14 protein-coding genes and 1 riboswitch are annotated in these 22,892 nt (G+C 74.7%); of the genes, 3 read left to right on the top strand and 11 right to left on the bottom strand.

All coding sequences use genetic code 11. The annotated features are described in order from the left end of the window. Nucleotides 1-1,110 precede the first annotated feature (1,110 nt). Entirely contained in the window at nucleotides 1,111-2,409 is a 1,299-nt protein-coding gene (locus tag ACFVFR_RS04635) for an MFS transporter (RefSeq protein ID WP_383698046.1), read from the bottom strand. A gap of 1,304 nt (nucleotides 2,410-3,713) precedes the next feature. Between ACFVFR_RS04635 and ACFVFR_RS04630 the strand changes: the two genes are divergently transcribed. After that, nucleotides 3,714-7,745: a BTAD domain-containing putative transcriptional regulator gene (locus ACFVFR_RS04630; protein WP_383698044.1), complete on the top strand. Its 4,032-nt coding sequence runs from the start codon at nucleotides 3,714-3,716 to the stop codon at nucleotides 7,743-7,745. 61 nt (nucleotides 7,746-7,806) lie between these two features. Here the strand turns inward: ACFVFR_RS04630 and ACFVFR_RS04625 are convergent, their stop codons facing one another. From ACFVFR_RS04625 to ACFVFR_RS04605, 5 genes are all read right to left on the bottom strand, one after another. After that, nucleotides 7,807-9,669 (bottom strand): caspase domain-containing protein, encoded by a 1,863-nt coding sequence (locus tag ACFVFR_RS04625; RefSeq protein ID WP_383698043.1) that lies wholly within the window; start codon nucleotides 9,667-9,669, stop codon nucleotides 7,807-7,809. Continuing rightward, entirely contained in the window at nucleotides 9,662-10,102 is a 441-nt protein-coding gene (locus ACFVFR_RS04620) for a hypothetical protein (RefSeq protein WP_383698041.1), read from the bottom strand. Before ACFVFR_RS04620 ends, ACFVFR_RS04625 begins: the two co-directional genes overlap by 8 nt. A gap of 531 nt (nucleotides 10,103-10,633) precedes the next feature. Then, nucleotides 10,634-12,340 (bottom strand): methionine--tRNA ligase, encoded by a 1,707-nt coding sequence (metG, locus tag ACFVFR_RS04615; RefSeq protein ID WP_383698039.1) that lies wholly within the window; start codon nucleotides 12,338-12,340, stop codon nucleotides 10,634-10,636. A gap of 314 nt (nucleotides 12,341-12,654) precedes the next feature. Continuing rightward, nucleotides 12,655-12,960, bottom strand: a complete 306-nt coding sequence (locus ACFVFR_RS04610) for an AzlD domain-containing protein (RefSeq protein ID WP_383698078.1) — start codon at nucleotides 12,958-12,960, stop codon at nucleotides 12,655-12,657. A 26-nt stretch (nucleotides 12,961-12,986) separates the two neighbouring features. Continuing rightward, entirely contained in the window at nucleotides 12,987-13,673 is a 687-nt protein-coding gene (locus tag ACFVFR_RS04605; RefSeq protein WP_383698038.1) for an AzlC family ABC transporter permease, read from the bottom strand. 65 nt (nucleotides 13,674-13,738) lie between these two features. On the opposite strand from ACFVFR_RS04605, the gene ACFVFR_RS04600 reads away from it, so the two are divergent. Then, entirely contained in the window at nucleotides 13,739-14,305 is a 567-nt protein-coding gene (locus ACFVFR_RS04600; protein ID WP_383698035.1) for a helix-turn-helix domain-containing protein, read from the top strand. A 512-nt stretch (nucleotides 14,306-14,817) separates the two neighbouring features. Here ACFVFR_RS04600 and ACFVFR_RS04595 read toward each other — a convergent pair. The 5 genes from ACFVFR_RS04595 to gcvT form a co-directional block, all read right to left on the bottom strand. Then, complete coding sequence (locus tag ACFVFR_RS04595; protein WP_383698033.1) at nucleotides 14,818-15,846, bottom strand: YdcF family protein; 1,029 nt, start codon at nucleotides 15,844-15,846, stop codon at nucleotides 14,818-14,820. 594 nt (nucleotides 15,847-16,440) lie between these two features. Beyond that, nucleotides 16,441-17,838 carry an L-serine ammonia-lyase gene (locus ACFVFR_RS04590; RefSeq protein WP_383698032.1) on the bottom strand — a complete coding sequence of 466 codons (1,398 nt, stop codon included), beginning with the start codon at nucleotides 17,836-17,838 and terminating at the stop codon, nucleotides 16,441-16,443. A gap of 348 nt (nucleotides 17,839-18,186) precedes the next feature. Beyond that, nucleotides 18,187-19,446: a serine hydroxymethyltransferase gene (glyA, locus tag ACFVFR_RS04585; RefSeq protein WP_383698076.1), complete on the bottom strand. Its 1,260-nt coding sequence runs from the start codon at nucleotides 19,444-19,446 to the stop codon at nucleotides 18,187-18,189. Nucleotides 19,447-19,490: 44 nt separating this feature from the next. Next, complete coding sequence (gcvH, locus tag ACFVFR_RS04580; protein ID WP_383698030.1) at nucleotides 19,491-19,868, bottom strand: glycine cleavage system protein GcvH; 378 nt, start codon at nucleotides 19,866-19,868, stop codon at nucleotides 19,491-19,493. Nucleotides 19,869-19,998: 130 nt separating this feature from the next. Beyond that, complete coding sequence (gcvT, locus tag ACFVFR_RS04575; RefSeq protein ID WP_383698028.1) at nucleotides 19,999-21,135, bottom strand: glycine cleavage system aminomethyltransferase GcvT; 1,137 nt, start codon at nucleotides 21,133-21,135, stop codon at nucleotides 19,999-20,001. Between the two features lie 151 nt (nucleotides 21,136-21,286). Next, nucleotides 21,287-21,403: riboswitch (glycine riboswitch) on the bottom strand. Nucleotides 21,404-21,862: 459 nt separating this feature from the next. On the opposite strand from gcvT, the gene ACFVFR_RS04570 reads away from it, so the two are divergent. Continuing rightward, nucleotides 21,863-22,540, top strand: a complete 678-nt coding sequence (locus ACFVFR_RS04570; protein WP_383698027.1) for an AAA family ATPase — start codon at nucleotides 21,863-21,865, stop codon at nucleotides 22,538-22,540. The last annotated feature ends 352 nt before the right edge of the window (nucleotides 22,541-22,892 follow it).

Raw genomic sequence — 22,892 nt, 5'->3', positions numbered from 1 at the left:
CCACGGGCCGCCCCCCGCACAGGGTGGGCGGCCCGTGGCGGCGACACTCCCGCGCACCGTCCCCCCGCCTGACCGCCGTCGAGTCGCCCCCGTGCCCCGCGTACGGGCCAGGCGTGGGCGCCGACCGCCCCCGTGTCCGCCGGAAGAAGCCGTGCCGAACGCCCTCCACGCCCACGGCCCGGACGCGACGTTCGCCGCCGTCCTCCGGCACGCCCGCAAGCGGTGCGAGGCTGTCCCCGGAGCGGGTGCGCCACCACCTCCGGGCGCAGCGCATCTCGGTCAGCCTCGCCACCCTCAGCTACGGGCGGAGCGGGCGCGGCCGGCCCGGGAAGCCCCGGTCGCTGCGCGCCGTCGACGCGCTGGAGCCGCCGCTCCGCCTGCCACCCGACACCCCGCGCCCGCCGCTGGGACCCAACCGGCCGCGCGGGCGCGCGCCACGACACGACCCGGCCGCTGTCCGTCGGGTCTACCGCCCCGGCCCCGACGTCGAGCGGATACCGGGCGACGCCTTCCCCCACCTCAACGCCGACCCGCGACGGCTGGTCGTCCACGAGACCGTGACCCTCGACGAACACCGCCACGTCCGGGAGACCAACGTCACCACCGTGGTCGGCGGCCTCCGCGACGGCGTCGGGGAGCTGGCCGTCATCCACTCCCCGGACGCGCCGAACGCCGAGTCGATCGACCTCGCCATCCCGCACGGGCCGTCGGTGCCCGCCCGGTTCCTGCCCGACCTGGGCCGCGTGAGCGCCGCGGCCCCGCTCGGACGCGCACTGGCCAGGAACGGAGACGGCGGTGGTCGCGTACCGCCCGCGCTCCGTGTCCACGTCCGGCGCCTCCCACCGCCACGACCGCCGTGCCACCGGCTCGCCGACCAGCTGTCCGCTCCGGGCGCGCTTCCACCCACGGGCGCTGCCCACGCACCGCTGGCGCCGGTACGGCGAACGGCCGGGCGCCGAACCCCGGTACCGACACCGTGTGACCCCCGACGCCTTCCACACGGCGCACCTGCTGTCCACCCCGTGCGCCCCGGGCGTGTACGGCGTCGAGTGGGAGTGGCCGGACGGAGACGGCAGCCCGGCCCACGCCGTCGGAGCGCGCCCGGGCGGCTCAGCCCGTGCGCCGGCTGGCGGGGAAGCCGTGTCGGTGCGCGGCCAGGACGACGGCCAACACCGGTGCGAGGAGCAGCAGTACGGCCCACGGGAAGGAGTCGCTGCCGACGGAGCCGAGCAGCACGCCCCCCAGGACGCCGCCGCCCGCCATGGCCCCGTTCCAGAGCGTGACCAGCATGGCCTGCGCGGCGTCGGCCGCCTCCCCGCCCGCGTCGGCGGCGGCGGTCTGCAACAGCGTGGGCACCCCGCCCCAGCCCAGGCCCCACAGGACGGCGGAGGCATAGACCAGTGCGGTGTGGTCCGCGAGGGTGGCCAGCAGCGCGGCGCCCACGGCCACCAACAGGGCGCTGGCGACGGTCAGCGCGCGCAGCCGGCGGTGGATCTGGGCGCCGACGAGCCAGATGCTGGCCAACGAGGCGGCGCCGAACACCAGCAGCACCAGGTCGGTGTCGTCGCCCATGCCCAGGTCGTCGAGGAACGCCGCGATGTACGCGTACAGGATGGTGTGCGCCAGCACGAAGACGAGCGTGACGAACAGCACCGGCGTCACGCCCGGCACGCGCAGCGCCCCCAGCATCCTCGGCCGCTCGCCGCGCTCCTGCCCCGGGTGGTCCGGCACGGCCGCGACGATCCACAGCAGGAGGACCACCGTCAGCCCCGTCATGGCCAGGAACGCCACCCGCCAGTCGGTCACGCGGCCGAGGAAGGTGCCGGCGGGTACGCCGAGCGAGAGGGCGAGCGGGATGCCCGCCATGGCGATGGCGATCGCCCGGCCCTGGAGGTGGGCCGGTGCCATGCGACGCGCGTACCCGGCGAGCAGCGCCCAGGCCAGGCCCGCCGCGACGCCCGCGACGAACCGCGCCCCCATCGTCAGCGCGTAGTGCGAGGACACGGCCGTGACGGTGTTGGCCAGGGCGAAGCCGCCCATGGCGGTCAGCAGCAGCCGCTTGCGCCGCCACCCCGCCGTGGCCGCGGTCAACGGGATCGCGGTCAGCGCGGTACCGATCGCGTAGATCGTCACCGTCTGCCCCGTCGCGGACTCGCTCACCCGCAGGTCGTGGCTCATCGCGGGGAGCAGCCCGGCCGGCAGGGTCTCGGTCAGGCTGGTGATGAAGACGGCCGTGGCCAGGGCGAGCAGGGCCAGCAGCGGAAGCCCCTGCCGCTCCTGCCCACCGGCCGGCCCACCCGCTCCGCCGCCGGCGTCCACGGTGGGACCGGCCGTGCGAGCGGTGGCGGTGTCGGCCCGGCTGTCGGCTTCGGAATCGACGCCGGGTGCGGCATCGGATGTGGTGCTCATGAGGTGCGCTCCAGGTCTGCTGCGGGTGACGGACCGTTCGGCCGTACGCGGGTGGGGTGCGGGTGGGCGGTTGCCGGGGGTGTGGGGGTGCGGATGTTGTTGGGTGGGCCAGGGGCGTCGGGGCGCCCGAGGGTGCCGGGGGGCGGCGTACGGGACGGGGGAGGGGCGTCGGGTGATCCGGACAGTGGGACTGTGCGCGGACCCGCTTCGGGAATCCTTCGGATCGGCTGTGGGCCCACCACGCGGCGTGCTGCGGGGCGCTGTCGCGCGGCGCCGGGTGGTGGGCCCGTGTCCCGGGCGGGGTGCGGCGCTGGGGCCGCGCCGCACTGGGCGTACGGGGTGTGCGGGGCGTATGGGGCGTGCGGGGCGCGGCGCTGTCCGGGTGCGCTGCCCCGGACCGTGCGAGGAGGGCCGCCGCGCTGAGCGGCGAGGCTCCGTCCCGGGCGGTGCGTGGCCTGGCGGGGCGGGGGCCTTGCCGCGCGTCGTAGGTTCCGTGGTGCCCCGCTCCGCGCCGTAGGCTCCGTGACCGCTCGCCCCTCCCGGGGTTCCCCACCGGCGTGCCGTGCGGCTGCCCGCTCCCTGCCTCGTGCCGTTACGCTCTCCGCTCCGCGCCGTGCGCTCCGTGGCTCCTTGCCCCGTGCCCGCGCCCCGCCTTCGCCACCCCGGATGCCGCGCGGCTACCCGCTCGGCACGGCGGCGCCTCGGTCCCGTGCCCGCTGGCTCCGGGGGCACGGCCTGTTCCGCGTGGGGAGTGCCCGCGCCGCGTTCCGCTGGCCTGGGCGGGTCGGGCGCCTCGCTCCGTACGACAGGGCTCCGCTCCGTTGGGTACGCGCGGGACGCCGCCCGTCGCCTTGTCCGCCGCCGGTGCGATGCCCCGTGCGCCGTCCGCCCCGTGGCCCCGTGCCCCGTCCGCGAGAACGCCTCCACGGGGGCGACGCGATCTCCCACGACCCCGTGGCTCCGTCAGCCCGGCCCCGTGCTCCGTGAGCCCGGCCGCGCACCCTGAACACCCGACCCCGCGTCCCTGTCGTCGCACAGCTCGCGGCCCCGTACGCCGCCAGGCCGCAGGCCCCGTACGCCCCGTGGCGCCCGGCCCGTCCCCGAGCGCCACCTCGCCTCCCGCGCCGCGCCCCGGGCAGTGCCACGCTGCCCTCCGCGCCGGCGGCCCGTACGGGGCACGGAGCGGGCGTGCCGGCCCCGCTCCGTGTCGCTCCGTTGCCCCCGTCGCACCGTCGCCCCGTGCGGGGTGGGGCTCGGGAGGCGGTCAGCGGGTGGGTGTTCGGGGTGGCTATACAGTGACGCGCATGCGGTTTGGGGTGCTTGGGCCACTGGTGGTGTGGGACGACGCGGGGGAGGTCGTCACCGTTCCCGAGCTCAAGGTCCGGGCGCTGTTGGCGGATCTGCTCGCCCACGACGGTGGCCCGGTCGCGACCGACCGGCTCGTCCACGACCTGTGGGGCGACCGACCGCCGGGCAGGCCGACCGGCGCTCTACAGTCCCGGGTCAGTCAGTTGCGCCGGGTCGTCGGTCGGGACCGGGTGGTGCGCCAACCGCCCGGCTACGGGCTGCGGCTTGACGGTGTCACCGACGAGGTGGACGCCGCCCGGTTCGGCGCCCTGCTCGCCGAGGCCCGGCGGGTGCCGGATCCGGCGGACCGGGCCGCGCGGTTGACCACGGCACTGGACCTGTGGCGGGGCCCGGCCTTCGCGGACTTCGCCGACGAGGCGTTCGTACGCGGCGCCGTGCGGCGCCTCACGGAGCAACGGCTGTCCGCGCTGGAGGAACGGGCGCGAGCCCGCCTGGCCACGGGCGACCACCTCACGCTCGCCGGCGAGCTCACCGACCTCGTGGCCCGGTATCCCCTGCGCGAACGCATCCGCGCGCTCCAGATGCGGGCCCTGTACGGGGCGGGGCGGCAGAGCGAGGCGCTCGCCTCGTACGAGGAGTTGCGGCACCGCCTCGCGGCGGACCTGGGGGTCGACCCGAGCCCTGAACTGAGCGCACTGCACCAGGCGGTGCTCCGGCAGGACGCCCATCTGCTCCCTCCGCCGGCGGCGCCCGGCGCGGCGGACCAGCCCGGCCCGGCCCGCCCGCCCGGGTCCACGACACCCGGAGGCGAACCGAGGCCCCGCGCGGCGGCGGCGCCCCCCGCCCCGTCCCAGCCGGCGGCCGCCCCGTCCCCGCACCTCGGTGGACAGCCGCCCGCCCCGCCCCGTACCAGCGGCGGCGCGCACCTCCTGACGCCTCCCGGCAACGGCACGCCCCCTCCGACCGCGCCCCCCACCCCGGCACCGGACGGTGCAAACGCCCCCGGCCGGAACGACACCCCGCCCGCGCCCGGCGAGGGCGCGACCCGACCGGCCCCCACCCCCGCCCCGTACGCCCCGTACGCCCCCTCCGGCACCCTTCAGCCGACCCCGACCCCGACCCCGACCCCGACCCCGACCCCGACCCCGACCCCGACCCCGACCCCGGCCCCGACCCCAGCCCCGGCCTCGACCGCGTCCCCCGCCCCGTACCGCGCGGACGTCACATCCGGGCGTGATGGCGGCCTGTTCGGTGGTGACCTGCCTCTGCCCGCCCCGCTCACGTCGCTGATCGGGCGGCGGGAGGACCTCGCCACCGTCGCGCGACGCCTCGCGGAGGCGCGGCTGGTGACGCTCACCGGTCCGGGCGGTGTGGGCAAGACGCGGCTGGCGGTGGCCGGTGCGGAGCGGCAGGCCGGCGACCGGTTCCCGGACGGAATCCGACTCGTGGAGTTCGCCGGCGTGCGCGCCGGCGGCGCCGACGAACTCGCGCAGATCGTCGCCATGGCCGTCGGCATCAGGGAGGACGCCGCCCCCGCCCCACGCGGCGCCCCCGCGCCCGCCCCGCTCCACCGTCTCGCCACCGCCCTGCGGGATCGCCGCGCGCTGCTCGTCCTGGACAACTGCGAGCACGTCGTCGAGGCCGCCGCCGAACTCGCCGAACGCCTCCTGCGTACCGCGCCGGGCCTGCGCCTGCTGGTCACCAGCCAGGAACCGCTGGGCCTGACGGGCGAGTCGGTGTTCCTGGTCGAGCCGTTGTCGACCGCCGACGCCGTGCGGCTCTTCCACGAGCGCGCCGCCGCCCGCACCCCCGGCTTCCCGCTCGACCCCGAGGCGGCCGCCCTCGTCGACCGGGACGCCGTCGTGGAGATCTGCCGCCGCCTCGACGGCATCCCGCTCGCCCTGGAGCTGGCCGCCACCCGCGTACGCGCCCTGGGTGTGCGGGAGTTGGCCGCGCGCCTCGGTGACCGGTTCCGCGTGCTGACGCTCGGCCAGCGGGGCGCGCCCGCCCGCCAGCAGACGCTGCGGGCGGTGATCGACTGGAGCTGGGAACTGCTCAGCGCCCCCGAACGGGCCGTCCTGCGCCGGCTGGCCGTCTTCAGCGACGGCTGCGACCTGCCGGCCGCCGAGGCGGTGTGCGCGGGGGAGGGCGTCGCCCCACAGGACGTGCTCGACCTCGTGACGCGACTGGTCGACCGGTCCCTGGTGGCCGTCGTGGCCACGCCGACCGGCAGGCGCTACCGGCTGCTGGAGTCCGTGGCCGCGTACGCGATGGAGCGGTTGCGCGAGCGGGCGGAACACGACGCCGCACGCGACCGCCATCTGGGCCACTACCTCGCACTCGCCGAACGCGCCGCGCCCCATCTGCGTGCCGCCGCGCAACGGGACTGGCTCGCCCGGCTGGACGCCGAGGCCGGGAACCTGCGCCTGGCGCTCGACAGCGCCGCGAGCCCCGCCCCGCCCGGCACGGTGGACCGGGCCGCGCGGCTGGCCGTCGCCCTGGCGTGGTGGTGGCTCCTGCGCGGCCGGCTCACCGAGGGCCGCCGCACCCTACGGGCCACGCTCCCCGCCCACCCCGAGGCCGCCCTCCACCGCGCGGGGGCCGCCCCCTCCCCACCCGCCCCGGGCCACGCGACGGCCGTCCCGACCGAAGTCGCCCCACCCTCCCAAGCCACCCCGGCACCTGGCGCCCCCTCAACACCCGCGGCCCCCTCGACGCCCGGCGCCACCTCGACACCCGGGGTCGCGCGGGCGCCCGACACCACGAGCGCACCCGGGGGCGCACCCAACGGCGCCACCACCCCCGCGGGCCCACCCCTCCCCGGCGGCCCCGGCTGTCCCGCCCCCGCGCCCCGCCCCGTGGACGCGCCGGCCGCCGCCCCGTACGCCGAACTCGCGCTTGTGCACACCGCGTTCGCCCTGCTCACCGGCGACCACGGGGCGGTCGTGGAGCCGGGGGCCGCCGACGCGATCCGCGACCCCGCGCGCCGCGCCCACGCCCTGTGGCTGTGCGCGTACGGCCTCTTCAGCGCGGGCGCCACGGCCGACGCCGAGGAGCTGAACTCCCGCACCCTGGCCCTGTGCACCGCCACGGGGGACGCGTGGGGCTCGGCCGCCGCGCTGAGCCTGCGCGCGATGCTCGCGCTGGTACGCGGCGACCTGGCGGCGCTCGACCGCGACGGACGGCGCGGCGCCGACCTCTTCCGTGCCCTGGGCGACCGCTGGGGCGAGCTCCAGACCGTCTCGCCCCTGGCGGCGCTGGCCGAGATCAGAGGCGCGTACGAGGAGGCGGAGCGCCGCCAGCACGAGGGACTTCGTATGGCACGGTCGCTGGGGCTGGCGGCGGAGGTCTCGGCGCGGCTGTCCGGTCTGGGCCGGCTCGCGCTGCTCGCCCAGGACTGGGAGCGGGCGCGCGAACTCCACGAACAGGCACACCGCTGCGCCGTCGAGCAGGGTTACACCTACGGTGAGATCCACTCGCGGATGGGCCTGGCCCTCGGCGCCCGCCGCGTGCACGACCTGGACGCCGCCGAAGCCCACCTGACGCGCATCGGCGAGCGGTACGCGGACGTGTCCTCCCCGGCGGGCGACCATCTGCGACTGGCCGAACTCGGTTTCGTCGCGGAACTGCGCGGCGAGGCGGCCCAAGCCCGCGCGTACCACCTGCGCGCCCTGGCGGTCGCGCGCCAACTCGACGAACCGCGCGCCCTCGCACTGGCCCTGGAGGGCCTCGCGGGCGCGGCGGTCCTGCGCGGCGACGCGCCGGGCGCCACCCGCGCGGCCCGCCTGCTGGGTGCGGCCGACGCCGCCAGGCGGGGCGTGGGCGCCCCGCTGCCCGCCGCCGAACGCGGCGACGTCGACCGCGTCACCACGGCGGCCCGCGCCATCCTGGGCGCCCCCGCGTTCACGACGGCCTTCGCCCACGGCGCCACCCTGACCACCACGGCCGCGGCCCGGTACGCCCGCGCCGGGGCCGAGCGGCTGCGGGCCGAGGGCGGGCGGACCACGCGGGTGGAGCCGGCCGAGTGAGCCGCCCAGGCCGGGCGGGGCGGGCTGGGGCCACAGATGCGACGGGCCGCTTCCGCCTGCTCTACTGGCCGCGAAAGAGGCGTGGACCGGGGGCGTCCCGGCCTGGGTAGCCGAGCACGGCCTTGTTCCTCGGCCAGAGCAGACCGTCGGGCGTGCGGATGACGAGCCAACGGCCGGGCGCGGGGGTGCCGATGACCTCGACGCGTTCGACGGCGGACCCCGGCCGGCCATCGACGTAGCGTCCGTGCGCGGAGTCCAGCTTCACCGCGAGTGACTGCCAGTCCCCTACGGACGTCTGCCAGACGCCGGAGGCGTTGGTACTTCCGTGCTGTGGGAGCAGCGGTGTGTGCGCCGCGTCGGGGTACGCGAGCCATGCCCACGGCGGGTGCAGCTCGATGCCGACGATGCCGTCGGAGGACCACTCCGACAACCGCTCGGTGCGCATGACCATCGACACGGCGTACAGCCCGGAGCCGCGCAACACGGCCCGGACGCGGATGAATCGCCAGGTTGTCCTCCGGCTCGCGAAGGCGGCGATGCCGCTGGGGAGCACGAGGGCGTCGAGGGCCAGGCAGGTCGCCTCGCCCAGCCCGAGGAAGCCACTCAGGGGGTACCGCAGCATCGTCGCGACAACCAGCGCGAGGCCGTAGGCCGCACCCCGCAGGCCCCGGCGCCGTAGACGTCGGTAGCCGCTGTCGGCCCTGAGTTCGGCGAGCAGGGCGCGGCTGGGAGGCAGGGGGGTACCTGGCCATCGCCCCCGCTCCCTGGCCTGGCGGAACACCCGCACCTGCGGCGCCGCCCACTCGACGCCCTGCCCGGTCGGCAGGGTGAAGGCGACCACGCCGCCGCCCAGGAGCTCGGATCGCACGTCGGCCACCTTGCGGCCGTGAACCCCGGAGTGGGCCCCGCGCCAGGAGAGCGTGGCGCGGCGGTACACCTCGGCGGTGACGGGAGTGCCCTCGCTCGCCGCGAGGATCTCGTCGCGGTGGACCGCCAGCATCCCCGCTCCGTGCGGCGGAAGCTGGACGAACACCATCCCGCTGAAGTCCGTGTACGCGGGCATCGCGGTGCGACTCCCGTGGTGACCGACCAGGTGGGGTCGGATATCGACGTACTCGGCGGCCTCCTGCCGCTCCGGACGCTGTTCGTCCTGTCGACCACGCTCGTCAGCGTGGGACGGCTTGGACGGGGCCGGCCGCCGTGTACGGCGGGCCAGCGGGATGGCGCCGACCCCGGCCTGGGTCTTCACATGGGGGATCTGACCGGAGGGGCGTAGCCTGTCGTGGACGTAGTGGTAGAGGTCGTATGCCGTGACGTAGCCGCCCCGGTCAGGGGCGCCGGACCGGAGTCCGGCCACGAGGTGTTGGGTGAAGGGGCTCGTCGTACCGCGCTCGGCGGCGTCCGCCGACGTGTCCGCGTGACTGGAGCTGGTCATCACGAAGCGGCCGTGTCCGGCGAGTTGGGCCGCCGGGTCCGTTCCCTTGACCGCGGCGGCCCCGCTGAAGCAACAGTCCAGGATCACGACGATCGACCGTGCCGCGCAGTCGTCGATCAGCTCGTCGATGTACCGCAGTTCCAGCGAGCGCGCGCGGAGGTGCTCGTGCGTGGTGTCGCGGGCACCCAGCCGCAGCCGGTTGTGCAGGTCGAGCAGGCCGTGGCCGCTGTAGTAGAGAAGGAGTCGCTGGCGCGCGCGAGCACCTTCGAAGAAGTCAGCCAGCTCCTCCTTGATGTGCTGGGTGTCGCCCTCCAGTACGGTGCGCACGCCGCCGCCCCCGTGCAGCCCGGTGTCCGGGTCCGTCAGCGCGGCGGCCAACGCTCGAACGTCGGTCGGTGGCCCCAGCAGGGGGCGTGGGCCGTCGGGCGGCCCGGAGAACTCGGAGTTGCCGATCAGCAGCGCCCGGAACTCGCCCGCCGGCTCAGTCACGTGGCGCGCCGTCCGGGGCGGTCGGTTCGTCGGCGGACGGTCGCTCCGCCGTCGCCGCTCGCAGGCCGTGCTCAAGGGCGGTGCGCAGTGTCGCGTTGTCGACCGTGCTGCCGGTGACCGTGAACTCGCCCTCGCGTCCCTCGACGGACCAGGTCAGGCGTACGCTGCGGCCCCGGTCCCGCCTGAGCCAGGCGGCGATGGCGGCGACCGTGCCGGCTACGGCGGGTCCGGTGAGGCCGATCACCACATGGGAGAGCGCGCCCTTGGTACCCGTACCCTCCGTGATCGGCTCGGGGCGGCGCTCCACCAGCCCGGTTGCCTCGACCAGGGCCGCGTGCAACAGGAGTACCTGCGCCTGCCAGCGGTCGTCATCCGCCGCGAAGCGGTCGCTGTGCGCCGCTAATCGCACCTCCGCCACATCAGTGTCCCCCACGGCCCCCGCCTCTCCGCGTCGCTCCGTCTCCTGCCGTTGTACCAGGAGACACACGCCGTCCGGCAGCCCCGCGCGACGCCCTCCGCGCCCCCGCCGCGCCGCGCCGCCGCCCGCCTTGCTCCGTGCCCCTCGCGGTTCGATGGGCCGGGCGGGCCGTGGTCCGTGCCGAGCGGGTCGAGCCGGTCGAACGAACCGCCCGGGTCAAACGGGCTGTTCGCCGAGGTTTGTCAGCCGGGCGTTGGGTCGCGGGGTCGTCCGGTGACTGGAGCACACCCGTGGGCGGTGGCGGTGTCGTGGGACGCCGGGGTCCAGTCGATTCACGGGCCCGTAAGGCCGCTTCAGGGGGGCGTGGCGGGAGATCCGCCGGGAGTACGACGACGCGGGCCGGACCCGCGAGTCAGAGGCGCGACGTCACGGCGACTGCCGTGGAACGTGGGGGCGAGCACGGAGAGGCGTGCGGAGTCCGCCTCTCCGTGACGCACCAGGAAGGAGCACACCGGCCGACCCAGACCCCGCCCCACCGGCAAGCCCCTACTGGCCGCCGAAGCGCGAGCGCCAGGCGTCGAGGTCGTCGTCGGTGACCTTGGCGAAGAGCACCGGGGGCACGGAGAACGCGGTGCCCGCCGGCACGGAGGCCAGGGCGCGGGCCTCCTGCGCGGTGACCCACGTCGCGGTGTCGTCCGTCAGGTCGAAGGCCCCCCGCATGGCCTGCGCGGAAGCGGGGATGAACGGCGCCGACACGACCGCGTACAGGTGGATCAGGTTCATCGCGGTACGCAGCGTGAGCGCCGCTGCCTCCTGGTCGGTCTTGATCTGCAGCCAGGGAGCCTTCTCCTCCAGGTAGGAGTTGCCCGCGCTCCACAGCGCGCGCAGCGCCTGCACCGCCTTGCGGAACTGGAGGGCCTCCATGTGGCCCTCGTACTCGGCCAGCAGCCGTGCGACCTCCTCGCCCAGCTTCCGCTCCGCCTCGCCGGCCGCCGCGCCCGCCGGGACGGTGTCGCCGAACCGCTTGCGCGAGAAGGAGAGCACCCGGTTGACGAAGTTGCCCAGGGTGTCCGCGAGGTCCTTGTTGACCGAGGCGGAGAACAGCTCCCAGGTGAAGGAGGTGTCGTCCGACTCGGGCGCGTGCGCCATCAGGAAGTAGCGCCAGTAGTCGGCCGGCAGGAGCTCCAGAGCCGTGTCGGAGAAGATGCCCCGCTGCTGCGAGGTCGAGAACTTCCCGCCGTAGTAGTTCAGCCAGTTGAACGCCTTGACGTGGTCGACCCGCTTCCACGGCTCGCGCGTCCCGATCTGCATGGCCGGGAACATGACCGTGTGGAACGGGACGTTGTCCTTGGCCATGAACTGGGTGTACCGGACGTCGGCGGCCTCGTACCACCAGGACTTCCAGTCGCGCGTCTCCGGCTCCAGGTCCGCCCACTCCTTCGTCGCCCCGACGTACTCGATGGGGGCGTCGAACCAGACGTAGAACACCTTGCCCTCCGCCGCCAACTCGGGCCAGGTGTCGGCGGGGACGGGCACGCCCCATTCCAGGTCGCGCGTGATCGACCGGTCGTGCAGGCCCTCGGTCAGCCACTTGCGGGCGATCGAGGAGGCCAGCTGGGGCCACTCGTCGCCGTTGGCGTCGATCCAGGACTCGACCTCGCCGGCCAGCTTCGACTGGAGGAGGAAGAGGTGCTTGGTCTCGCGGACCTCCAGCTCGCTGCTGCCGCTGATCGCGGAGCGGGGCTCGATCAGGTCGGTCGGGTCCAGGACACGCGTGCAGTTCTCGCACTGGTCGCCGCGCGCCTTGTCGTAGCCGCAGTGGGGGCACGTACCGACGATGTACCGGTCGGGCAGGAAGCGGTCGTCGGCGATCGAGAAGACCTGGCGGATCGCCCGCTCCTCGATGAAGCCGTTCTCGTGCAGCTTCCGCGCGAAACGCTGGGTGATCTCGCGGTTCTGCTCGGAGGAGCTGCGGCCGAAGTAGTCAAAGTCGAGCGCGAACCCGTCGTAGACCGCCTTCTGGGCCGCGTGCTGCTGCGAGCAGAACTCCGAGACCGGCAGCCCGGCGTCCTTCGCGGCGAGCTCCGCCGGGGTGCCGTGCTCGTCGGTGGCGCAGATGTACAGGGCGTCGTGGCCCCGTTGCCTCAGGTACCGGGTGTAGACGTCCGCCGGGAGCATGGACCCGACCAGGTTCCCCAGGTGCTTGATCCCGTTGATGTAGGGAAGCGCGCTGGTGATCAGGTGTCGAGTCATCGTCGGATGCTCCCAATTTCTACCGCTGTGGGCCGTGCGCGGCACGGCAACTGAGTCCAGATCCTGCTGGCGTACGCCGTGGGGACACGCGGCGTGGCGGTGTCTCTTCGCAGGCTGCCTGCATCCTATCCAATGGCCAGGGCCCGTCCTGAGCGCGTTTATTCGGCCCCAGCCCGGGGGCGGCCCGCCCGCCGGTCGGGGCGGGGCGCGGGGCGCCGTGCGACGCCTGACCGGTGCTCCCCGCTCGCCACCGGCCCCGCTCGCCACCGACCCCGAGCGACCTCGGCCGGCCCCGTGGGGCGCGGGTGCGGTGGTCACAGGCCCGCCAGCGCGGGCCCGAGCAGGCGCAGTCCGGCGGCGGTCGCCGCGGCGCCCAGCACCACCACGAGGAACGGGGCCCCGCGCCAGGCCAGCACGCCGCCGACCAGGACGCCCACGGGGCGGGCGGGTCCGGCCCCGTCGTGTCCCTGGAAGAGGGCAGTGGTAGAGACCAGTGCGGTCAGCAGCACCACGGCGGCCCGCTCCACGAGCCTGTCCACCGCGCGGGGAAAGGCGAACCTGGCGCGCAACAGGGGGCCGGCGAGACGGAAGGCGTAGGTTCCGGCGGCCAGCACGAGCATCGCGACGACCAGTGCGGGGGTGGTCCTCACCGGGTGTCCTCCTCCGCCGTGGGGCGCCCGACCGCGAGGCCCACGCCGACGAGCGCCAGCAGCACCGGCAGGCCCACCGGCAGCAGGGGCGTCGTGGCCAGGGCCAGGGTCGAACCCGCGAGGGCCGCGCGCCGGGTGACGCGGTCCCGCAGCGCGGGCAGGACCAGCGCCAGGATCACCGCCGGGAACATGGCGTCCAGGCCCAGCGCGTCCGTGTCGTCGACGAAGGCCCCGGCCACGCCGCCCAGCAGGGCCCCCAGCGGCCAGCACACCAGGATGCCGAGACCGCAGAGCCAGTACGCCGCTCGCTGGCGCGACGGGTCCCGTTGGGCCAGCGCGAAGACGACGGTCTCGTCGTTCATCAGATGAGTGCCGACCAGGCGCCGCCAGCCCGTGCCCACCACGTCGGGGACGGCCAGGCCGAAGGGCAGGTGCCGCGCGTTGACCAGCAGCCCGGCGCACAGCGCCGCCAGGGGGCTGCCGCCCGCCGCGACGACCCCGACGAACAGGAACTCGGAGGAGGCGGCGACGACGAGCACGCCCAGCAGGACCGGGGCCCACAGCGGGAAGCCGGAGGCGACCGCGATCGCGCCGTACGAGAGGCCGATGACGCCGATCGCCAGACAGACGAGAACAATGTCCCGCAGCACCCCGTGCTCCAGAGTTCTCCACATCGAACGCATGGAGCGCATAATGAACATGCCGCATGGCGTTCGTCAAGGCGAACGGCGGACCGATGGAGTGAACGTTGACGCGGAAGAACCCCGACAAGCCCCCTCTCGCCGCCATCGCCACGGCTCTGCGCCGGGAACGTGACCGGGCCGGCCTCAGCCTGACGGAGGTCGCCCAGCGGGCCAAGATCGCCAAGTCCACGCTCTCGCAGCTGGAGTCCGGCACGGGCAACCCCAGCCTGGAGACGCTCTGGGCGCTCTGCGTCGCCCTGGACATCCCCTTCTCCCGCCTGATGGACCCGCCCAAGCCCCGTGTCCAGGTGATCAGGGCGGGCGAGGGGCCCGTCGTCTTCTCCGCGCGGGCCGACTACCGCGCCACCCTCCTCGCCACCTGCCCGCCGGGCGCGCGACGCGACATCTACCGCGTCGCCGCCGAACCCGGCGAACCCCGCGTCTCCGAGCCACACCCGCCGGGCATCGTGGAGCACGTCGTCCTGAGCGCCGGCCGGGCCCTCGTGGGCCTCGCCGACGACCCCGTCGAACTGCGCCCCGGCGACGCCGTGACCTACCCCGGAGACCTCCCGCACCTGTTCCACGCGCTGGAGCCGGGCACATGGGCGGTGCTGCTGTCCGAGAACGTGTGAGGTGACCCGTACGGGGTCGCTCCGCTGGGTACCGGGCGGCGGGCGACACGGGGTCGCTCCGCTGCGTACGGAGCGGGCGGTACGGGGCGGTGGGCCGGGGCGTCGGCGGGTCGCGCCCCGCTGAGCGCTCGCCGCACCCGCCCCGGTGCGACCCGGCCACGGCTCACGCGGCCCGTTCGGTACGGGGCTCTGCTCGGGGGTCGCTCCGCTGGGTACGGGGCGGCGACGGAGGAGCCCGTGGGGGCGTGCGCCGACACCGCCCTCGACGCGGACCGCTGACACCCGTCCTCGACGCGGACCGCCGACCCGGCCCCGCCGTACGGGCCCCGGCCGGCGGCGCCGGCGGTCAGCCAACCCCCGGCCCCCGAAGCGTCGGCGCTCGCCGGCTCGTGCCCGGCGAGCGCGCCATCCGCGCAACGCGCGATCACCGCGGCCCCTCCACCCGGCGGGGACCCCCGCCTCGCCCCCTGGTGGGGTTCGGCGCCCGCAGGGCACCTGGAGGGCCTCGACCGCTACGTGACGGCCTGCGGCGACGGCCACCCCAGCCACCAGATGAACAGGCCGCTCAGCAGGACGAGTAGGAAGAGCGCGGCGTTGGTGCGGCGGTAGGCGACCAGGAGGGCCACGAACTCGCGGATCATGGCGCTCGGCCAGAAGTACGCGGCGGTCGGGGCGCCGATCACGTGGCCCCGGACGCCGGTGCGGCGGGCGGTGATCGCGGCGCGGAAGACGTGGTAGTTGTTCGTGACGATCACACACCGGTAGGTGGGGTTGGCCCGCTCCATCAGGGCCTTGCTGAACGTCAGGTTCTCGTCCGTGGTCGTCGAGCGGTCCTCACGTGCGATCAGGTCGGCGGGGAAGCCCTGGGCGACCAGGTAGTCGGCCATCGCGTGCGACTCGGGCAGCTTCTCGTCGGGTCCCTGTCCTCCCGAGGTGAGCAGGACCGGGCGCCGGCCCTTCCGGGACAGCCTGGCGTGTTCCCTCCGGGCCCGGTCGAGGCGGGCGGCCAGCAGCGGGGGCACGGTGGTGCCGCCGATCAGGCCCGAGCCGAGGACCACGACGTAGTCCGCCCGGCGCCAGGTACGCAGACGCCCGTACAGGCCCCCGTAGACGAGGAAACAGAGGAACAGGAAGGCGACGTATCCGGCGAGCGCCACCGCCGTCGCGGCCACCACCACCAGCGTGTGCGTGTGCAGCACCAGCGCGGTGACCAGCAGTACGAGCAGGGCGACCAGGGCGGTGCCCGCTCCCAGGGACAGCAGGTTCGCCAGGCTCCTGCCCTCCTTGCGCACCATGGTGATCCCGTTGGCGACGAGGAACCACGCCAGCGTGACGACCCCCACGCCCGCCAGGGTCAGCAGCGCGACGGCCAGATCGCGGCCCGACTGGGCCCGCTCGGAGGCCACCCGCAGCACGAGCGCGAACACCGCGAAGACGGCGGACAGGCCCAGCAGAACCGCGTTGCTCACTCGGCGGCGATCTCGCACCACACCCACACAGAACAGGAAGAAGCAGACGAACGACGGTACAAAGGCCACCATGCGCTGATCCTACGAGGCGTGACGCGACCCCGGCCAAGCCCCGTGGGCGCTCCCACGCTGGCCGCTTCGTCCGGGCGCCGCCGGCGCCGCGGAGCGCGGGGCGGGCGACGGCGTGGGCCGCCTCGGTGACCGCCGCCGGGCCCGCCCACGCCCTGCCCGGCGCGGGAGGGGGCACGGTTCCCCCCAGGTGCGACCAGCCCCGCTGTCGAGATAGGCGATGCGAGCGAGCAGATCACGTCGCGGCCCCCCAGGTGCGACCAGCCCGACCTGCCCGACCCGCTCGGAGGTCGCGGCCCCTCCAGGAGCGCGAGCCGTCCGAGGCTACGGCCGGCCTACCCCAGCACGGCGACCGCGTTGGCGACCTTCCCGGTCACGGTGTCCGCGCACACGAACGCGCGGGGCACCGGACCCCCGTGACTGTGCGGTGGGCAGATCCGGCGCCCAGGGCCCGCGCGGGAGCTCCCAGGGACTCTTCGGGGACTTCCCGCGCTGTCCGAGGGGGTTCCCAGCGGCTTCCCGCCGTGCGGACAGGGCAGGCCCTGACCGCGCCGAAGGATGGGAACGCGCTGGTCAGGGCCTACCGTGGTGACGTGCTCAGCACTCGATGACGTTGACCGCGAGCCCGCCGCGCGCGGTCTCCTTGTACTTGACCTTCATGTCCGCGCCCGTCTCCTTCATCGTCTTGATGACCTTGTCGAGCGAGACGTGGTGGCGGCCGTCACCACGCAGGGCCATGCGGGCGGCGGTGACGGCCTTGACCGAGGCCATGCCGTTGCGCTCGATGCACGGGATCTGGACGAGGCCACCGACCGGGTCACAGGTCAGGCCCAGGTTGTGCTCCATGCCGATCTCGGCGGCGTTCTCCACCTGCTCCGTGGAGCCGCCGAGTACCTCGGCCAGGCCGCCGGCGGCCATCGAGCAGGCCGAGCCGACCTCGCCCTGGCAGCCGACCTCGGCGCCGGAGATGGACGCGTTCTCCTTGAAGAGCATGCCGATGGCGCCGGCCGCCAGCAGGAAGCGGACGATGCCGTCCTCCCGCTCGCTCTCCGTCGAGTCCTTGGCGACGAAGTTGACGTAGTAGTGCAGGACGGCGGGGATGATGCCGGCCGCGCCGTTGGTCGGGGCGGTCACCACGCGGCCACCGGCCGCGTTCTCCTCGTTGACCGCCATCGCGTACAGCGTCACCCACTCCATCGCGTGCGCGGCCGGGTCGCCCTCGGCGCGCAGCGCGCGGGCGGCCGTCGCGGCGCGGCGGCGGACCCGGAGGCCGCCGGGCAGGATGCCCTCGCGCGACATGCCCCGCGTCACGCACGCCTGCATCACCCGCCAGATCTCCAGCAGGCCCGCGCGAATCTCCTCCTCGGTGCGCCATTCCTTCTCGTTCTCCAGCATCAGCGCGGAGATGGACAGCCCGGTCTCGCGGGACAGGCGCAGCAGCTCGTCGCCGGTGCGGAAGGGGTGGGTCAAAACGGTGTCGTCGAGCTTGATGCGGTCCTCGCCCACCGCGTCCTCGTCCACCACGAAGCCGCCGCCCACCGAGTAGTACGTCTTCTCCAGAAGCGGCAGCCCGTCCGCGTCGTAGGCGAAGAGCGTCATGCCGTTGGCGTGGTAGGGCAGCGAGCGGCGGCGGTGCAGGATCAGCTCGTTCGGCTCGTCGAAGTCGATCTCGTGGTCGGCGCCGATCTCCGCGCCGAGCAGCCGCAGCCGCTTCGTCTGGCGGATGCGGTCGACCTCGCCGTCGGCGCGCTCCACGTCCACGGTCTTCGGCGCGTAGCCCTCAAGCCCGAGCAGGACCGCCTTGGGGGTGCCGTGGCCGTGGCCGGTGGCGCCCAGGGAGCCGAACAGCTCGGCGCGGACGGCGGTGGTGTGGGCCAGCAGGCCCTCGTTCTTCAGGCGGCGCACGAACATGCGGGCGGCGCGCATCGGGCCGACGGTGTGGGAGCTGGAGGGACCGATGCCGATGGAGAAGAGATCGAATACGGAGATGGCCACGGTAGCTGACCCCTTTGTCTGCTCGGTGTGGGTGGTTCGGAGTGCGGAGGGAGAGAGGGGGGCGGTGGGGCGGGAGGTTCCGCGTCCATGGGGCGTGGGACTGAGGGAGCCCTGGAGCGGTGACGGGGCGCGCCCCGTCGGCGGAGCGGGCGGATGGCCGCCGCGGTGCGGGGCCGGATGCAATTGTCGTACGGGCGGGCCGGACGGGCCGGGCCCTCCGGAGGGGGCCGGTGGGCCCCGGTGTCTGGCCGGTACGGGGCCGGCGGACGGCCCCGTCCGGACGTGGGACGGGGCACCGGCCCACTACCAGTGTGCGCGGTGCCCCGGGAAAGCCGCCCAGCCGAAGGGTTACAGCGTGACGTACAACGGGTGCTTCGCGGCCAGCGCGCTGACCCGCTCGCGCAGCGCCTCGGCGTCGTAGGACGGCTTGAGGGCCTGCGCGATGACGTCGGCGACCTCGCGGAAGTCCTCCGTCTGGAAGCCGCGGGTGGCCAGCGCCGGGGTGCCGATCCGCAGGCCCGAGGTGACCATCGGGGGGCGCGGGTCGTTCGGGATGGCGTTGCGGTTGACGGTGATGCCGACCTCGTGCAGCCGGTCCTCCGCCTGCTGGCCGTCCAGCTCGGAGTTGCGCAGGTCCACCAGGACCAGGTGCACGTCGGTGCCGCCGGAGAGGACGGCCACGCCCGCCTCGGCCACGTCGGCCTGGGTCAGCCGCTCGGCCAGGATGCGCGAGCCCTCCAGCGTGCGCCGCTGACGCTCCGTGAACTCCTCCGAGGCCGCCATCTTGAAGGCGACGGCCTTGGCCGCGATCACGTGCTCCAGCGGGCCACCCTGCTGGCCGGGGAAGACCGCCGAGTTGATCTTCTTGGCCAGTTCGGCCGTAGAGAGGATCACACCGCCACGGGGGCCGCCCAGCGTCTTGTGCGTGGTGGTGGTCACCACGTGCGCGTGCGGCACGGGCGAGGGGTGCAGGCCCGCGGCCACCAGACCGGCGAAGTGCGCCATGTCCACCATGAGGTACGCGCCGACCTCGTCGGCCACCCGGCGGAAGGCCGCGAAGTCGAGCTGGCGCGGGTAGGCCGACCAGCCGGCCACGATCAGCTTGGGGCGGTGCTCCTTGGCGAGCCGCTGGACCTCGTCCATGTCGACCTGACCGGTCTGCTCGTCCACGTGGTAGGCGACCACGTTGTAGAGCTTGCCGGAGAAGTTGATCTTCATGCCGTGGGTCAGGTGCCCGCCGTGCGCCAGGTTCAGACCCATGATCGTGTCGCCGGGCTTGAGCAGCGCGAACATCGCGGCGGCGTTGGCCTGCGCGCCCGAGTGCGGCTGCACGTTGGCGGCCTCGGCGCCGAACAGCGCCTTGATGCGGTCGATGGCGATCTGCTCGATGACGTCCACGTGCTCGCAGCCGCCGTAGTAACGACGACCGGGGTAGCCCTCGGCGTACTTGTTGGTGAGGACCGAGCCCTGGGCCTCCAGGACGGCGACCGGAGCGAAGTTCTCCGACGCGATCATCTCCAGGGTGGACTGCTGGCGGTGGAGCTCGGCGTCGACGGCGGCGGCGACGTCCGGATCGAACTCGTGGAGGGAACTGTTGAAAGTCGACATCGGCATCCCGATCAGAGTCGTCAGGGGTACGTGGAAGGTTGCGCTCAGTTGCCGGTGAAGGCGGCGTACTCGTCGGCCGAGAGCAGGTCGCCCGGCTCTTCCGACACCTTCACCTTGAACAGCCAGCCACCCTCGAAGGGGGCCGTGTTCACCAGCGACGGGTCGTCCACGACGTCCTGGTTGACCTCGGTGATCTCACCGGATACCGGCGCGTACAGGTCGCTGACCGACTTGGTCGACTCCAGCTCACCGCAGGGTTCGCCCGCGGTGACCTCGGTGCCGACCTCCGGGAGCTGGACGTAGACGACATCGCCGAGCGCGCCTGCCGCGTGCTCGGTGATGCCGACCGTCGACACGCCGTCCGCGGCGGCCGACAGCCACTCGTGCTCCTTGCTGTAGCGAAGCTGCTGGGGGTTGCTCATGTCCTGATTCTCCTGTACGCGAGGGCGTGGTCGTGCAAGGGGGCGGGGAAACGAAGGAACGGACACGGGGCGCCGGGGCGTGGGGCGGGGCCGACACGGCACGGCGGGCCGGGTCCGGTCGCGGTGCTGGCTAGCGCTCGCGCTTGTAGAAGGGGAGCGCGACGACCTCGTACGGCTCGTGCGTGCCACGGATGTCCACGGCCACGCCCTCGGTACCGGGGGCGGCGTGCTCGGCGTCCACGTAGGCGATGGCGATCGGCTTGCCCAGGGTGGGCGAGGGGGCGCCGGAGGTGACCTCGCCGATGACGGTGCCGTCGGCGGCCACGACCGGGAACCCGGCCCTCGGCACCCGACGGCCGGTGGCGATCAGGCCGACCAGCTTGCGCGGCGGGGCCTCGGCGGCCCGCTTGGCCGCGCCCTCCAACGGCTCGCGGCCGACGAAGCGGCCCCCGTTGGTCGTCTTCTCGAACTTCACCACGCGGCCCAGGCCGGCGTCGAAGGGCGTGGTGGCGGTGGTCAGCTCGTTCCCGTACAGCGGCATGCCCGCCTCCAGGCGCAGCGTGTCGCGGCAGGAGAGCCCGCACGGGATGAGGCCGACGCCCGCGCCGGCCTCGGTCAGCGCCTGCCACAGGGCCACCGCGTCGCCCGGGGCGACGAACAGCTCGAAGCCGTCCTCGCCGGTGTACCCGGTGCGGGCGATCAGCGCGTCCACGCCGGCCACGGTGCCGGGCAGGCCCGCGTAGTACTTGAGCCCGTCCAGGTCGGCGTCGGTCAGCGACCTGAGGATGCCGGGGGACTCGGGGCCCTGGACGGCCAGCAGGGCGTAGTGGTCGCGGTCGTCGCGCACCTGGGCGTCGAAGCCGGCCGCGCGCTCGGTGAGCGCGTCGAGCACGGTCTGCGCGTTGGCGGCGTTCGCGACCACCAGGTACGTCTGCTCCGCCAGCCGGTAGACGATCAGGTCGTCCAGGATGCCGCCGTCGGCGTCGCAGATCATGGTGTAGCGGGCGCGCCCGACGGCCACCGACGACAGGTTGCCGACCAGGGCGAAGTCCAGCACCTCGGCGGCCTGCGGGCCGGTCACGGCGATCTCGCCCATGTGGGAGAGGTCGAACAGGCCGGCACGGGTACGGACGGCGTTGTGCTCCTCGCGCTCGCTCCCGTAGCGCAGCGGCATGTCCCAGCCTGCGAAGTCGGTCATGGTGGCGCCGAGCGCGCGATGGGTCGCGTCAAGGGCGGTACGGCGCGGAGAATCGGGCAGGCTGCTCATCGGTGCGGGCTCCCAAAGGTGGGCAGGGGCTGGCGAAGACATCCTCCCCATCTGTCATCGGAACCTGAGAGGTTCGCCTTGACCCCTTGAAGCGGGGCCTGGCTTGCACCTTGGGTGGAGCCGTGCGAAACGGCTCGCTTTTCAGATCTGCCTCGTCCACGCGGTATCGGGGCCTGAGAGATTCAAGGGAGGACTTGCTCCTTCGGCGCCCCGGGGCGGGTGATCGCGTAGATCACCGCTGGTCCGGGAACTCTCCCGCATGGATTCGAGCGGCCGGTATGCAGTTGCGCGCACATCATGACACGGACAGGCGAGCGATGGACCCCCGGTCCGGCACCCAATTGTCGGTGGGGCGCATTACCTTTTCTTTACACTCGGTGGACGCGAACCGTGGTGACCGCCGCCGTAGCGCTCGGGGAGGACGATCACGTTGCAGGGTCAGGGCATGCAGACGGGACCGCAGGTCCCCGCACCACCCCCACCGCCGCGCCGACGTGCCCGGCCGCCGGGGGAGTCGGTGCAACCGGGCCGTGGCCCCCGGGTGCGCGACCTGCGCGCGGGCGGCAGAGCCTGCGCCCCGGCGCCGGAGCGGCCCCGGGGCCGGGCGGGCACGCCGCCCACCGGCTTAGCCGACCAGCCCGCCGGCCGGCGGCGCACGGGCGAACCGCCCGGTGAGGAGCCGGCCAGTCGTCCGCGCCCCCCGACTCCCGAGGTCGAGGCCGGCTCGGTGGCCGTCGGTCCTCCCGGCCAGACGGCGGGCGGCGGCCCGGAGGCGGCGGCCGTCGGCGTCCCCGTGGCCCGCCAGGACGCCCCCCGCGCCGGGTCGCCGGAGCCCGGGGCCGTCGCCGGGGTGCGGGAGCTGCGGTACGCCGCCGGGGACCTGCTGGTCGTCTCCGGCCTGCCGGGCAGCGGCAAGAGCACCCTGATCCGGCGTGTGGTGCCCGGCCGCGACGGGCGGGGCCGGGCGGTGTGGCGGGTGGACTCGCAGGACGCCCGGGACCGCTGGGAGCGGCGCGTCCCGCCGTGGCTGGCCTACCCCCTCTACCGCCCGCTGGTACGCCTGGCGCACTACGCGGGACTGCGCCGGGCCGTGCGCTCCGGCGACAGCGTCGTCGTCCACGACTGCGGAACGATGCCCTGGGTGCGCCGCTGGCTGGCCCGCAGCGCGCGGCGGAGCGGCGTCTCGCTCCACCTGGTGCTGCTCGACGTGCCACCGCACACGGCCCTGGCCGGTCAGGCCGCGCGGGGCCGCGGCGTCACCCCCTACGCCTTCGGCCGCCACCGGGCCGCCGTCGCCCGGCTGCGCGCGGCGGCGCTCGCGGGCGCCCCGCCGGCCGGCTGCGCCTCGGCGGTCCTGCTCGACCGGGCGGCGGCCGGGGACCTGGGCGACATCACCTTCGGATAGAGCGCCCCCCGCCGCGCCCCGCTCACCCCGCCCCGCCCACTCCGCCGGCGGGCGGGCGCGCGGCGGGGGCGGACGGGCAGCGAGCCGGCGGAACGCGGGGGAGCGGCAGGGGCGGAGGCGACGGGGCAAGAAAAGGGGGAGAGCGGCGGGGGGACAAGGAGAGAGGGGAAAGGGGGGAGCGCTCCGTGAGGGACGCGTGGGGTGTTGGGGGCATCGGTCGCCGTGCCGCGAACGCGCCCGCCCCGGCCGTGTCCGCTGTCCGGAGGGCGAGGGGATCGGCGACCCCCGGGAGCGGGGAGGGGTGCAGCCGTTAGGGTGCGTAGGCAGGCTGGACGAGACGGCGGTTGGACGA

Source organism: Streptomyces sp. NPDC057702 (assembly GCF_042799315.1).
Taxonomy (GTDB): domain Bacteria; phylum Actinomycetota; class Actinomycetes; order Streptomycetales; family Streptomycetaceae; genus Streptomyces.
This window is presented reverse-complemented; position numbering and strand designations above follow the sequence as displayed.

Excerpts from the sequence above, each read along its gene's own strand:
- glyA (WP_383698076.1), bottom strand. The coding sequence starts at position 19,446 with ATGTCGACTTTCAACAGTTCCCTCCACGAGTTCGATCCGGACGTCGCC.
- ACFVFR_RS04605 (WP_383698038.1), bottom strand. The coding sequence starts at position 13,673 with ATGCGTTCGATGTGGAGAACTCTGGAGCACGGGGTGCTGCGGGACATT.
- ACFVFR_RS04610 (WP_383698078.1), bottom strand. The coding sequence starts at position 12,960 with ATGCTCGTGCTGGCCGCCGGAACCTACGCCTTCCGTCTCGCCGGCCCC.
- ACFVFR_RS04635 (WP_383698046.1), bottom strand. The coding sequence starts at position 2,409 with ATGAGCACCACATCCGATGCCGCACCCGGCGTCGATTCCGAAGCCGAC.
- gcvH (WP_383698030.1), bottom strand. The coding sequence starts at position 19,868 with ATGAGCAACCCCCAGCAGCTTCGCTACAGCAAGGAGCACGAGTGGCTG.
- ACFVFR_RS04630 (WP_383698044.1), top strand. The coding sequence starts at position 3,714 with ATGCGGTTTGGGGTGCTTGGGCCACTGGTGGTGTGGGACGACGCGGGG.
- metG (WP_383698039.1), bottom strand. The coding sequence starts at position 12,340 with ATGACTCGACACCTGATCACCAGCGCGCTTCCCTACATCAACGGGATC.
- ACFVFR_RS04595 (WP_383698033.1), bottom strand. The coding sequence starts at position 15,846 with ATGGTGGCCTTTGTACCGTCGTTCGTCTGCTTCTTCCTGTTCTGTGTG.
- gcvT (WP_383698028.1), bottom strand. The coding sequence starts at position 21,135 with ATGAGCAGCCTGCCCGATTCTCCGCGCCGTACCGCCCTTGACGCGACC.